This is a genomic window from Acinetobacter baretiae (assembly GCF_015627105.1).
GTDB lineage: Bacteria > Pseudomonadota > Gammaproteobacteria > Pseudomonadales > Moraxellaceae > Acinetobacter > Acinetobacter baretiae.
This window is the reverse complement of record NZ_VTDM01000018.1, coordinates 22871-36587: the sequence shown is the minus strand read 5'-3', so window position 1 is coordinate 36587 and position 13717 is coordinate 22871. Positions and strand designations below refer to the sequence as shown.

Below are 13717 nucleotides of genomic sequence, written 5' to 3'. Positions count from 1 at the left end.
TTTTTTTAGTTTGAGTTAACAGGCATACCCTTTAGGGTTTTTCTTTTGCCAATGCCAACTATCTTTTAACATATCTTTTAAATGATATTTTGGCGTCCAACCGAGTTCATCTACTGCACGTTGATTATCGGCAAAACATACTGCAACATCACCTTCACGGCGAGGTGAAAAAGCAAATGGAATATTTACACCGTTCACTTCTTCAAAAGTATTTTTAATTTCTAAGACTGAAATCCCCTGCCCTGTACCAATATTCCATGCTCTACATCCTGTCGTATTTAAACGGTGATCTAACGCACACAAATGCGCATCTGCAAGATCAACAACATGAATGTAATCACGTACACCTGTACCATCGGGGGTATTGTAATCATGACCAAAAATAGATAGTTTCTCTCGCTGACCAACAGCCACTTGTGTGACATATGGCATCAGGTTATTTGGTATACCTTGTGGGTCTTCACCAATTTCACCGCTAGCATGTGCACCCACTGGGTTAAAATAACGCAGTAATGCAATTGACCAACGCGAATCGGCAATAGCCAATTTTTCTAATAACTGCTCAACCATCAACTTGGTGTAACCATAGTTATTATTTGGCATGGCCGTGGGCATAGACTCATGTAACGGTGACGGATGTTGATCACCGTATACGGTTGCAGATGAACTAAATACTATACGAAAAACACCCGCTTTTTCCATGGCTTTGAATAAACAAATACTTCCTGCAATGTTATGTTCAAAATATGACAATGGAAATTCTTGACTTTCACCAACCGCTTTGAGTCCAGCAAAGTGAATCACGGCATCAATTTGATGTTGTGCAAAAATTTGATCTAGAATATTTTCATCACGAATATCACCTTCGACAAAAGTGAGCGTCTTTTGAGCCAATTTTTCGACACGCTGTAATGCACGTATTGAACTATTCTTTAAGTTATCAATCACAATCACCGTGTGTTTTGCTTCAAGCAATGCTAAACAGGTGTGAGAACCAATAAAACCTGCACCGCCTGTGACTAAAATATTAGCCATGATTTTTTCCTAATAATATTTCTAATAAACCGCGTGTTGAGTCGTCAAATTGTGAAAGATCTGTGGTTTCACCATTGAGTACAGGCAATAATTGATTCGCAATTTCTTTACCTTTTTCTACACCCCATTGATCAAATGCATTGATGTTCCACATGACAGATTGCACAAAAACTTTATGTTCGTATAAAGCAATCATCATTCCTAAATTATGAGGATTCAATTCATTCATCAGCATTGTGCTACTTGGTCGATTCCCTTCATACTGTTTGTAATCAGGCAGATGATCTATTTCATCTTTCGCTAAGACATCATTACCAAATGCCAATAAACGGGCTTGTGCTAAACAATTTGACAAAGCCAAATGATGCTGAATGACCAATGCCTCAGCATTGTCTGCATAAGTAAACTGTTTTGCATTATAGCGCTGTACTGGTGCAATAAAGTCACAACTTACAGAGTGTGTACCTTGATGTAAAAGTTGATAGAACGCATGTTGTGCATTCGGCCCAACTTCACCCCAAATAATTGGGCATGTGGTTTGTTTTATTTTATGGCCATCTCTTTGAATGGTTTTACCATTCGACTCCATTTCTAATTGCTGTAGGTAAGATGTAAAGTATTTTAAACGGCCATCATATGGTAGTACGGCATGGGTTGGAATATTAAGAAAATTAGTATTCCAAATTCCTAATAAGGCCAAAATCACAGGCATATTTTGTTCAAAAGGCGCATGTTGAAAATGTTGATCTACTGCATACGCACCTGCTAAAAAGTCTTTAAACCCTTCTACACCAATGGTTAAGGCAATAGGCAAACCAATACATGACCATAAAGAGTATCTTCCTCCAACCCAATCCCACAGTTTAAATTGGCGATGTGGCGCAATTCCCCATGCTGTCATTTTTTCAGGTTTTGTAGACACTCCAACAAAATGACTTTTTACCACTTTATCGTCATCACCGAGTGCTTTTTGTAGCCACAAACGTGCGGTTTGTGCATTTGAGAGCGTATCAATGGTACCAAATGATTTCGATGACACAATAAATAAGGTGGTTTCAGGACGAATTTGATGCAAAATATCTGACAGTTGTGTGCCATCCATCGTAGATACAAAATGCATTTTTAAAGCATTTTTTGTATTTACCTTAAAATCAGATAATGCATGGCTGACCATCAATGGCCCAAGATCTGACCCCCCCACACCAATGTTGACTACATCTTGAATGACTTCACCGGTCACACCTCGGTATTGCCCAGCATGAATTTTATCCACGAGCTTGTACATTCTTTCTAGTTGTTCATGTACTTGCCGAGCTACTGCTGTATGTTCTGTGCTGTTTTGTGGGAGTCGTAATGCCCAATGCATCACTGCTCTTTGTTCTGTATAGTTAATTTGCTCTTGTGAAAATAAGCGTTTAATCCAGTCTTCTAACTTTTGCTGTTTAGCAAAGGCCATCAGTTCATTCATTACATATTGGTCGACACGTTGCTTACTATAATCTAAAGTTAAACCATGTAATGAAAGTGAAAAATGTTGAAAACGGTTTGAATCTTGCTGAAATAAATCTGTTAGATGTATAGACGCGAGTTCATCTGAGCGTTTTTTTAAATGGTTATAAGGGGTATTAATTGCCTCTTTAGGGAAGCGGGTAATTTGATCGCTCATATTCGTCCAACTCCTTCATATGCAAAGCCTTGTGATTTCACATAGGCTGCATCATAAACATTACGGCCATCTAGTATGAGTGGGTGCTTCATTAATTGATGTAAGCGGGTATAATCTAGACTTAAATATTGTTTCCATGCCGTCAGCAAACATAGTGCATCGGCATTTTCTACCGCCTCATAGCGAGACTCACACAACACTAAATCTTCACGTGACCCATACTTTTTAGCAATCAAAGGCAACGCCTCGGGATCATGTAACTGAACTGTTACACCTTGTGCCCATAGGGCTTCTAACATAGTATGAATCGGTGAAAAGTTAATGCGTGGTGTATTTTCTTTAAATGATGCCCCCCAAATGGCAACCACTTTGCCTTTGAGATCACATTGGTAGTATTGCCATAGCTTTCGAAATAAAAGCTCTTTTTGTTGTTCATTGATCGCCCAAACCTGTTCAAGCAAATCACTTTTTATGCCTGTTTCTTCAATGGTTTGTGTGAGTGTCAAAATATCTTGTGAAAAATTCTCTCCGCCAAATCCTACACCCGGAGCGATATATGCAGAACCAATGCGAGAATCTGCGCCTAATCCTAAACGCACGTTGGCAATATCAATATTTAGTTTTTCTGCAACTTGTGCTAAATCATTCATATAACTAATACGAGTGGCCAACATGCCAGAAACACTAAGTTTGGTGAATTCGGCATCTAAAATGGGCATGAATAAATAGTGATGATTTGCATGATAAAATGGACGTAATACTTCTTTTATTTTTTGCTTGGCAGCGTCACCATCTACCCCAATAACAATATGTTCAACTTTCGTCACACTATCTAAGGTATTGCCTTCTTGTATGGTGTCTGGTAAATAACACCAGTCATCTTTTGTTGCAAGGGCTTGTAATTTTTTCGTACCTTCTAAACCAAAACTTGATCCATTGATCATCAATTTTGGATGAATTACTGGTTTGTTTTGAATATCTTTTAATACGTATTGTGCCAGTGCATATTCATGCGAGTTAAAAGCAAAAAAGTATGTATCAACCGCAACAGAAACGTCACAGGCTGAACAGATGTGTAAATTTTTTCGTACCATCTGTTTGTTAATCAGCTCATTTACGGCTTTATCTTGATACACCACTGAGCAAAAATCTTTGTCAGTTGGATATTGGCACCAAAAAACTTGGTGCCCATACTCTGCAAATAAGCTCGCCATGACGCCTGCATGTAATGTCGTTCCATAAACTGCAATTTTCATGACGAATCCTTATTATAATTGAAGCTCTTTAATCAATTGTTGGAAGTCTTCACCCAGTTTTGGATGTGACACACCATAATGTAATACGGCTTTTAAGTAGCCAAGTTTACTTCCACAGTCGAATGTTTGACCTTGCATACGAAATGCTTCGACAGTTTCTTCATTTTGTAATTGTGCAATGGCATCTGTCAATTGAATTTCATTGCCCGCACCCTTAGGTGTTGTTTCTAAAATTTGCATTACTTTAGCCGGTAAAATATAACGACCAATAACAGATAAATTACTTGGGGCTTGATCAACAGCAGGTTTTTCAACAATCCCTTTCATTTTTACACTTTGCCCAACCGCTGGGGATTGCGCAACATCGACAATTCCATATTGGTTGACTAAATGCTCAGGGACGGCTTCAACCATAATTTGCGCTGCATGTGTTTGCTTAAAGCGTTCGACCATTTGTGCCAAGTCACTGTGTTCTGTTTGGTCTTTCACTAAAACGTCAGGTAGCAACACTGCAAAATCTTCACCGCCCACAATATCTTTGGCACACAGTACTGCATGGCCTAAACCTAAGGGTTGTGGTTGTCTTACACTAACAATAGAGACATCACTCGGTACGATATGCTGAATCTCAGCCAACAAATCATATTTCTTTTTATTTTCAAGGGTAGTCTCAAGCTCAAAATTACGATCAAAATAATTTTCAATTGATGCTTTTGATGAGTGCGTGACTAAAATAATTTGCTTGATTCCTGCTGCAACCGCTTCTTTCACCACATACTCAATGGCAGGGCGATCTACCACAGTGACCATTTCTTTTGGAATTGATTTACTTGCAGGTAAAAAACGTGTTCCTAAACCAGCAACAGGAAGAATAGCTTTTGTAATCATAACGACTCTACTTTACTTCATTAATAATATTTAACAGTAATTGATATTAGGTCTCTTTTTTAGATTCCTCTGAAGAGTTTCCTTTAAACAGTGATGGCCCAACATGGCCTGGCGCATTGACACCTTCTTTTTTTAGCATAACCCATACTGTTTTAAACATAATTTTAAAATCAATCAATATATTTCTATGATCAACATACCATACATCGAGTTTAAAACGTTCATCGTAATCTAATTCATTACGCCCACTAATTTGTGCCAAGCCGGTCATGCCCGGACGAACCAATAAACGACGGGCCTGTTCAGGTGAGTATAACGCGACAAAATCTTTGAGCATAGGACGGGGGCCAACCACACTCATATCCCCTTTTATTACATTTAATAATTGTGGCATTTCATCCAAACTCGTTGAGCGTAGTTTTTGCCCAAAAGATGTAATACGTGCTTCATCAGGCAAGGCTTGACCCTGTTCGTCATACGCATCTTTCATCGAACGAAACTTCATCATTTTAAATAGCTTGCCATCTTTACCTGGGCGTTCTTGATAAAAAAATACAGGAGAGCCCATATTCTTTTTCACTTTCCACATGACATACAAAAACAAAGGAGACAATAGCACCAATGCAATAGATGCAATGACAATATCAATAACGCGTTTACACATGGTGATGACCTCAACCATTCAGGGCATAGTCCCATAAAATGGTGTCTTACTTCAAAAAATGATGAATGCGTGCGTATTTTACCCGATATCGGTACGATCGTAACAGCATTCATCAGAACAAAAGGTAAAATTAACACTGCATTAATGCAATCATGTGTTGGTTGACCAAGTTCACATCATAACGTGTTTTCACCATGTCATATGATGCTTGCCCCATACGAGTAATATCGTGAGGCTGAATGATTATTTTTTGCATTGCTTGTGCTAGGTCATTGGCCGAACCCACACTGACTTGATAACCATTGACCCCATCAACAATGGTTTCTTTACAACCCGGTGCATTAGTTGTAATCACTGCCCGTCCCATCGCCATGGCTTCCAATACTGAACGTGGCGTACCTTCTCTATAAGAAGGCAACACCATAATATTACTTTGTGCAATCACAGATCGCACATCATCTAACTTGCCCCAATAATTGATTAAGCCCTCATCAATCCAATCATCAAGTAAAGATGTATGAATCGCTTCTGGGTTTTGATCAATCCAACCCACCAAATGAAACACTGCATCAGGGTACGTTTTTTTAATGTGTTGTACAGCTTCCATATATTCGTAAATGCCTTTGTCTCGTAATAAACGAGCAATCATGACAAATACAGGAAGATTATTTTTCAGGTGATCTTGTACTAATGGTTGACGTGAAAAATGATTCATATTCACCCCAGATCCACTAACAACGCCCGTAGAAACGTTGTTTAAATGCCCTAATTGTTCAATCAAAGCTAAATCATCAGAATTTTGAAAAATCACGCGTGTGGCTTTCGACAGGCTAAAACGAAACAACCGATCGAATATTTTTTTAATATATTTAAAATAACCAGTATGTGTAGTCTGAAATGCATAACCTAACCCACTCAGTAAAATATAGCGTTCTGCAACACCTGCCATATAAGCAGCAAGCGTACCGTACATGGCAGGTTTAATGGTATAGCTTAAAACTTTATGTGGCTGAATACGTTTGAGTTGTTGATATAAACTAAAAATAGTCTGACTATCGTGTATTGGATTCGTGCCTGTTTTTTTTAAAAAATATGGATGTATGTGGTAACCAAGTTGTTTAAAATAGGCTTGCTCCCGAGGGCAATCTGTAATATTTGGCACTAAAATATGAATCTGATAAGATTTTTCTGCCAAATCAGCCAACAGATCTGCTCTTAAATTACGCACTGTATATAAATCATTAGAAATAATACAAAACTTTTTCACGACAGTTGGCCTTGTAAATGTGAAATGTACCAAGGCATAGCACGCTCAATCCCTTGTGCTAAATTAAACTCAGCCACATAGCCTAAACGCTGTTCAATTTTACTGATATCTGCTTGTGAGTGTTTAACATCGCCTGCACGAAAATCTCTGTATATCACTGCTTGTGTATAATTCACTGCATGTTTAGCTAAGTTTTCTTTGAGTAACTCAACCAATTCATTTAGTGTAGTACGGCCACCTACTGCAACATTATAAATTTGATTTAAAGCATTCACATCTGTACTACATGCTGCCAAAATATTTGCCTGTACTGCATTATCGACAAAATTAAAATCTCGACTGGTGTGGCCATCGCCATTAATAAACACGTTTTTTTGTGCAATCATCGCAGCTGTCCACTGAGGAATAACGGCCGCATATGCTCCTTCAGGGGTTTGTCTTGGACCAAATATATTAAAGTAACGTAAACCAATCGAGTTAAAATCATAACTGCGTTTAAACACACTGGCATACAGCTCATTAACATATTTTGTCACTGCATAAGGAGATAGCGGTTGCCCAATAATATCTTCTTGTTTAGGTAGTGCGGTGTGATCACCATACGTTGAACTACTCGCTGCATAGACAAAGTTTTTAACCTGTGCATTTTTTGCAGCCACCAACATATTTAAAAAGCCATCAATATTTGTTGAATTCGTGGCAATCGGCTGTTCAATTGAACGGGGTACCGAGCCTAGCGCAGCTTGATGCAAAACATAATCGATATCACGACAGGCATGTTCACAATCGGCCAAGCAACAAATGTCTCCTTGAATCAAGGAAAAACGTTGCCACTGTGTTGAAGTAACAGCACGTTGTACTTGATCTAAATTATGCTGAAAACCTGTAGAAAAATTGTCTAGACCAACCACATTTTGGTTAAGTTTGAGTAGTTTTTCGAGTAGATTGGAACCAATAAACCCTGCAACCCCTGTGATTAACCATGTTTTTGGCTGCTGCTTCAATTGTTCACATTGTTGTTGATATGCTGTTGTCATGGTTTATCCTAAATACGTTTGATAGATCTTGACCCAATGGTCACACATGTTCTCAAGACTATAATGTGCTTGAATACGTTGACGATGTTTTTGTCCAATCTGCGCTTTTTCACAGACCGTTAAACGACCCGCAGCAGACATTTTTTCAGCCAATGCTTGACTATTTTTTGGTGGAACTAACCATTCAGAACACGCCAACACTTCTTTGACTCCACCACAATCTGTTGCAATCACGACCCGTTCACAGCTCATCGCTTCTGCAACCACTAAACCAAAGCCTTCCCATGCCGATGACAATACAAAAATATCTGCCATAGGCAACCAATGTTCCACGTGGAACTGTGCTCCAACCAAAGTTACCTGTGCACTCAATTGTTGCTGTTGTATCAAACGTGTAATATGCTCACGTAGTACCCCATCACCAATAATAAATAATTTTTTGTTTGGATTTTTGTACTGTGCAAAAGCATCGATGAGATTGTCATAATCTTTGGCTACGTTAAAACGCCCTACCGCCATAAAAACAACGTCTTGTTCAGTCAGATGATACTGTTGACGATACTGTGTTCGATCCTGCACATCATAAATAAATTTAGTTGTATCTATACCATTGGTGACAGTTGTACTACGTTGGGTTGAAAAAGCACCTTGTGCAATAAAATGTTGCGTTGCCTCATAACTCACATTGGTATTTAGATCAGATAAAGCATCTGTATAACCATATAGCCTGCACCGTAGTTTGCCCCCAACAGCAGTACTATGTGCTGTACAAATTAATGGATACATACCGCCACACATACGCATTATGCGAGAGAAGATCATCGCATGAAATAAATGTGCATGTACTATGTCGGGTTGAAATTCTTTAAGCAATTGTCTAAAACGGCGCACCACTTTAGGTAAATGCAACATGGAATCTAAACCCAATGCATATGTCTGAATATGTTCAGGTACTTTCAGTCTGACCTGTCCTTTCAAGTAGGCAATTTTAACCTGATGTCCACGCTTAAGTAGCTGTGTTGCTAAATTCAGCACCACATGTTCAGCACCACCTAAACCTAGACCGGTAATGACCAATAAAATTTTCATCGCGTATCATTCCTATGCATGATACGTTGCCACTCTTGCACCACATGAGACACATCATACGCTGTAACATCTATTTTATTGCGCTGAGCACATGCCTGATACTGTACTGGATCTTGCATAAATTGCATTAAACCTTCTGCCAAAGCCTTATAGTTTTCAGGCTCTACCACAATATTTTGTGTGTGCTGTAAAATTTCTTTAGGGCCCACAGGACATTTAAACGCCACAATTGGCAAGCCAAAAGCCATTGCTTCTAGCAACACCATGCCAAAGCCTTCTGAACGAGAACTAAGTACATATATACCCGCCTGCTGATAATGCGGAAAAAGGTTTGCGGTTGCAGGACAAAATACAACAGAATCAGAAATATTTAATGTCTGCGCATGTGTATGTAATGCCTTTTGTTCGACCCCAGAACCCACAATTTTTAAATTCCAATCTGGATAATATTCTTGTACAACAGCCCATGCCTTTAATAACAGATCAAAACCTTTTTCATGTCGTAAACGTCCCACACTTAGCACTGTTTTATGTTGCGGAACTGTGGATGTTTGCACGTTAAAAGGAAGTGGATTATAAATACAGCGAATCTGTGCTTTATGATGTGGTAAGTGCAGTTTCCATTGTGCTAAATCATGTTGTGTTAAAGTCACTATCTCATCGCAATAGCGTGATGCGAGTTTACGACCCCAACGGCGAAATTTTTGATTCAGATCTACATGAAAACTAAAATGCTCCCAACAAATATGTTGTACTTTTAAACCATATAATGCAGGTACCGTAAAGACGCAAGAAATACTATCGACCACAATCAAGCTATGAATTTGATGGGTTTTTACATAGTTACGAATCTTAAATATGCTAGACATTGCATGTTTTTTCATCGACACTTTTTCAGTAAACAATGCATGATTTTTTACACGGTAAGATAAATCAAAAAAAGGCTGATCACCTGCATAAATATTTAAAATATGTACCTGTGTATTTACATCTTCGACCAATGCGTTGGCCAATACCGTAGTTACACGTTCAGTACCGCCCGACAAATTCAAATTACCAATCAAAAAACAAATATTTTGTGTGGTCATGATTTTAACCCCCACAGACGTAAAATACGGTCGACCGCTAAAAAATAAACGCCAAAGCGTAAAAATAAACGATTACCGCGATTATGTAGTAAGCGATGGTCGATTTGTGCTTGCTCAATACACGGCTTAAGTTTCGACCAACGTAAACACGCATAATCGTACCCTTCAGCACTTAAACTGTCATAAATGTAAGATTGGCTGATTGAAATAAGTGTAGGTGTGAGTACAGGGTATTGCTTCAAATAAGCAAGATAATGCAACGCACATTGCCCTAAGTCATCAATATTTTTTGTAGATTTTGTGGCAGTAATACCTTGTGCATTTATGCGATATTGCAATAAAACTGTATGACTAAAATAGATATTTTTCGCATTTAAAAATAAAAATGGCGTGGTATATGCATCTTCATAATTACGACCAACAGGAAATTGTATGTCTTTAAATAAATCACGATGGTATACCCGAAGCCAAGAAAACCATGCTGAGCGATTAAATAAATTCAAATACATATCATTGGTCAGTTGCTGATATCCTGTATAGGGCACTGTACTCAAAAAGGCATAATGTTTACCCTGATCATCAATTCGTTCTGCTTGAAATTGTATAAGATCAAGCATGGGATGAGCATTTAAAATACTTAAAATCTCTTGGAAATAATCGGCTTTGAGTACATCATCTGCATCTAAAAAAGCCACATACTGCCCTGTTGCATGCGCTAAACCTGTATTGCGTGCACCACTTAATCCCATATTTTGCTGATCAATACATTTAAACTGTTGTTGTACAAAAGCGGATTGTCTTTGTAAATACTCACGTGCCAAATACATCGACTGATCTGGTGTACCATCATTGATTAGTATAATTTCAACACCATCTTGTGGTAATTGCATACATACACTTTGTATACATGCCTCAATATAAGATTCCACCTTATAGATCGGAATAATTAAGCTTAGTTGCATGATCATGCGCCTACAAGTGTCGATAAGTCGAAGGTTTAAACATACGTATATGCGTGTTCAAGATCACAGCATTTTTATAAAAATAATTAAACAAGGTTAATGACATCAATTCAGTGACTAAAATCGCCCAAATAGCACCATTTAGGCCATAAAAATGAATTGCACTGTACGTTAAAACCACGTTAAACAAGACCAACAATATGGTTTTTTTATGCAAATAGTCATATGCATTAAATTTAATTAAATATTTTTCTGCCACAGTAGATAAGCCCGAAAATAAAGTCACTATCACTGCAGGAATTAAAATATGATTCACTTCTACATAGGCTGGCCCATACAGCCAATCAACAATTAAATGTCCAAAAAGTGCAAAGAACATCAATGCCGATAAAGCGACTCCTGCCACAATACTATTTAAACGTGCCACCATCACTTGGCTGTGTTCAAATGATTTTTCTGCATAAATCTGAGTTAAAAATGAAGAAATCAATGCATTAAGCACAAAGTAAAAACTTGCACCTAAAGTCATGGCTACAGTATAAATACCTAAATCATGCTGTGACGACAACCCTAAAAACAATTGTGATGTTTTAGTAAAAATGGCAACAGATAAACTATATAAAACCAATTTTTTACCGACCCCAAGCATGTAATTGCGATATTGTGTATGGCGTTGCTTTAGTGAGTAAAGTTGAGTCGTTTTATACTTTTCAAACAATATACGGCGCATGACAAATGGAATGAAGGTCACCAATATAATCGGAACACTTAAGTACTCAACAGGTAACTGCCACATTGCAATTGCATAACGTACCGCTAAACTCACCAGTATTGCCGTGACATTACACAATGTATTTAAATGTGACTGTAGGGTCGCATTAAAATAGATGTTATAAACATCGTGCAATGCAAAATACACGGCCACACAAGAGGCCAATGAAAAAATGAAGGTCAATTGATCGACAGAAAAATATAAATACCCCAAAACAACAGTGGCAAAGAGCACATAAAATACATTGCGTGTATGTTTAGTGGCAGCAATAATACGCTCACCTGTTGCACGGCGTTGGCTGGTTTTTTGAAAAATAATATTGTCTGAACCAAACATGGCAAGGGTTTGTACAATCGCAAAAATAGACGTCGCAAACGTTAATTTACCAAAGTTTTCAGGGCCAATGTATCGTGCTACAAATGATGTCACAAAAATTAGCCCCACAATAGACAATAGCTTTTCAGACATCATCCACAGTGAATTACGATATACTTTTTTCATATGTGACTACAAACGAATATCAACAACATGCTTTGGTAACACATACTTTAAGTCATACAATACAAAATTAGTTTTTGCCATTTGTGCAATTTGGGGTTGTGTCAAGGTTTTGAATTGATCATGTGCTACAGCCAATACAACAGCATCATAATATTGCTGTTTAGGTGTATCAATTAAACTAACGCCATACTCATGCATCACATCGTGTGTATCTACCCATGGGTCATAAATATCTACATCAATATGATATTCTTTTAATTCTTTAACAATATCAATTACTTTTGTATTTCTGACATCTGGGCAATTTTCTTTAAAACTCAGCCCTAAGACCAAAACCTTTGCCTCTTCTACTTGTATTCGTTTTTTGATCATCGTTTTGATCAATTGTGTGACCACATAACTTGCCATACCATCATTTAAACGTCGACCTGCCAAAATGATTTCTGGATGATATCCAATGGCTTGCGCTTTATGAGTTAAATAATACGGGTCCACTCCAATACAGTGCCCTCCGACCAACCCTGGGCGAAAAGGTAAAAAATTCCATTTCGTACCTGCTGCTTGTAAAACTTCCTCTGTGTCTATACCCATTTTATTAAAGATCAGCGCAAGCTCATTGATCAATGCAATATTGACATCACGTTGTGTATTTTCAATCACTTTGGCTGCTTCCGCGACCTTAATGGTGGTTGCTTTATAAGTCCCTGCTTGAATAATTAACCGATAAACAGAATCAATATATTCTGCTGTTTCTGGTGTTGAGCCAGATGTAATTTTTAAGATATTGGTCACTCGGTGTTGTTTATCACCCGGATTAATACGTTCAGGGCTATAACCTGCAAAAAAATCTTGATTAAAGCGTAATCTAGATATTTCTTCGAGTATAGGAATACAGACTTCCTCTGTTGCACCGGGATAGACTGTAGACTCATATACAACGATATCGCCTTTTTTTAATACAGTTGCAATACTTTTTGAGGCATGAATCAAAGGCATTAAATCGGGCTGTTTATACTGATCGATTGGTGTAGGTACTGTCACAATAAAAAAATTACATTCTGCTAAATCTTCAATAGTGGTGCTATAGCTTAGATGCGTGGCTTGAGCCAATTCATCAGCCGATGTTTCCAAAGTGTGATCATGTCCTTGACGTAAAGCTGTAATACGCTTTTCTTGAATATCAAACCCAACTGTTGCGACCTGTTTACCAAATTCAACAGCTAAAGGCAGGCCAACATAGCCTAGTCCAACCACTGCAATACGAAGGTGAGGGTGTTGCAACATATGGTTTTTATCCTAAAAATTAATATTTTTTTTGGTGACCTTTCAGCGATCGGTCAAGGCGTTAATATAGCAGAATTTGCGATTTTTGTTTTTGAAAAATGTAGCGAAAAAAAGTTAAAATTTAAGGGGGCTTTTACAGTTTTTCAACAGCTTTTTTCACTTAAGCTTCTTGCTTTCACATAAAAAGCATATCGTTTCGATACAATAC

At 37.9% G+C, this 13717-nt stretch carries 13 protein-coding genes; 1 reads left to right on the top strand and 12 read right to left on the bottom strand.

The genetic code is table 11. The features are described from left to right. Positions 1–15: 15 nt before the first annotated feature. The 12 genes from galE to tviB all read right to left on the bottom strand — a co-directional run bounded on the left by galE (position 16) and on the right by tviB (position 13509). A complete protein-coding gene (gene galE, locus I2F17_RS08175) occupies positions 16–1035 on the bottom strand; it encodes a UDP-glucose 4-epimerase GalE (protein ID WP_211139555.1) in 1020 nt (339 codons plus the stop codon). Continuing rightward, positions 1028–2701 carry a glucose-6-phosphate isomerase gene (gene pgi, locus I2F17_RS08170; RefSeq protein WP_211139554.1) on the bottom strand — a complete coding sequence of 558 codons (1674 nt, stop codon included), beginning with the start codon at positions 2699–2701 and terminating at the stop codon, positions 1028–1030. The genes galE and pgi overlap by 8 nt, the downstream gene beginning before the upstream one ends. Then, positions 2698–3957, bottom strand: a complete 1260-nt coding sequence (locus I2F17_RS08165) for a nucleotide sugar dehydrogenase (protein WP_196423336.1) — start codon at positions 3955–3957, stop codon at positions 2698–2700. The genes pgi and I2F17_RS08165 overlap by 4 nt, the downstream gene beginning before the upstream one ends. Positions 3958–3969: 12 nt before the next feature. Beyond that, positions 3970–4845 carry a UTP--glucose-1-phosphate uridylyltransferase GalU gene (gene galU / locus I2F17_RS08160; RefSeq protein ID WP_196423335.1) on the bottom strand — a complete coding sequence of 292 codons (876 nt, stop codon included), beginning with the start codon at positions 4843–4845 and terminating at the stop codon, positions 3970–3972. A 46-nt stretch (positions 4846–4891) separates the two neighbouring features. After that, the gene (locus tag I2F17_RS08155; protein WP_196423334.1) at positions 4892–5509 is read right to left on the bottom strand and encodes a sugar transferase; all 618 of its coding nucleotides are present in this window, start codon (positions 5507–5509) and stop codon (positions 4892–4894) included. 130 nt (positions 5510–5639) lie between these two features. Continuing rightward, the gene (locus I2F17_RS08150; RefSeq protein ID WP_328705928.1) at positions 5640–6776 is read right to left on the bottom strand and encodes a glycosyltransferase family 4 protein; all 1137 of its coding nucleotides are present in this window, start codon (positions 6774–6776) and stop codon (positions 5640–5642) included. Then, the gene (locus tag I2F17_RS08145; RefSeq protein ID WP_196423332.1) at positions 6773–7813 is read right to left on the bottom strand and encodes an NAD-dependent epimerase/dehydratase family protein; all 1041 of its coding nucleotides are present in this window, start codon (positions 7811–7813) and stop codon (positions 6773–6775) included. The genes I2F17_RS08150 and I2F17_RS08145 overlap by 4 nt, the downstream gene beginning before the upstream one ends. 3 nt (positions 7814–7816) lie before the next feature. After that, positions 7817–8902: a glycosyltransferase gene (locus tag I2F17_RS08140; protein ID WP_211139553.1), complete on the bottom strand. Its 1086-nt coding sequence runs from the start codon at positions 8900–8902 to the stop codon at positions 7817–7819. Next, a complete protein-coding gene (locus tag I2F17_RS08135; RefSeq protein WP_211139552.1) occupies positions 8899–9990 on the bottom strand; it encodes a glycosyltransferase family 4 protein in 1092 nt (363 codons plus the stop codon). The genes I2F17_RS08140 and I2F17_RS08135 overlap by 4 nt, the downstream gene beginning before the upstream one ends. Continuing rightward, entirely contained in the window at positions 9987–10952 is a 966-nt protein-coding gene (locus I2F17_RS08130) for a glycosyltransferase (protein WP_211139551.1), read from the bottom strand. The genes I2F17_RS08135 and I2F17_RS08130 overlap by 4 nt, the downstream gene beginning before the upstream one ends. Before the next feature lie 10 nt (positions 10953–10962). Then, positions 10963–12225 (bottom strand): lipopolysaccharide biosynthesis protein, encoded by a 1263-nt coding sequence (locus tag I2F17_RS08125; protein ID WP_211139550.1) that lies wholly within the window; start codon positions 12223–12225, stop codon positions 10963–10965. A 6-nt stretch (positions 12226–12231) separates the two neighbouring features. Continuing rightward, the gene (gene tviB, locus I2F17_RS08120; RefSeq protein ID WP_211139549.1) at positions 12232–13509 is read right to left on the bottom strand and encodes a Vi polysaccharide biosynthesis UDP-N-acetylglucosamine C-6 dehydrogenase TviB; all 1278 of its coding nucleotides are present in this window, start codon (positions 13507–13509) and stop codon (positions 12232–12234) included. Here tviB and I2F17_RS08115 point away from each other — a divergent pair. Continuing rightward, positions 13501–13692, top strand: a complete 192-nt coding sequence (locus I2F17_RS08115; RefSeq protein WP_211139548.1) for a hypothetical protein — start codon at positions 13501–13503, stop codon at positions 13690–13692. The two genes, tviB and I2F17_RS08115, sit on opposite strands and share 9 nt — an antisense overlap. The last annotated feature ends 25 nt before the right edge of the window (positions 13693–13717 follow it).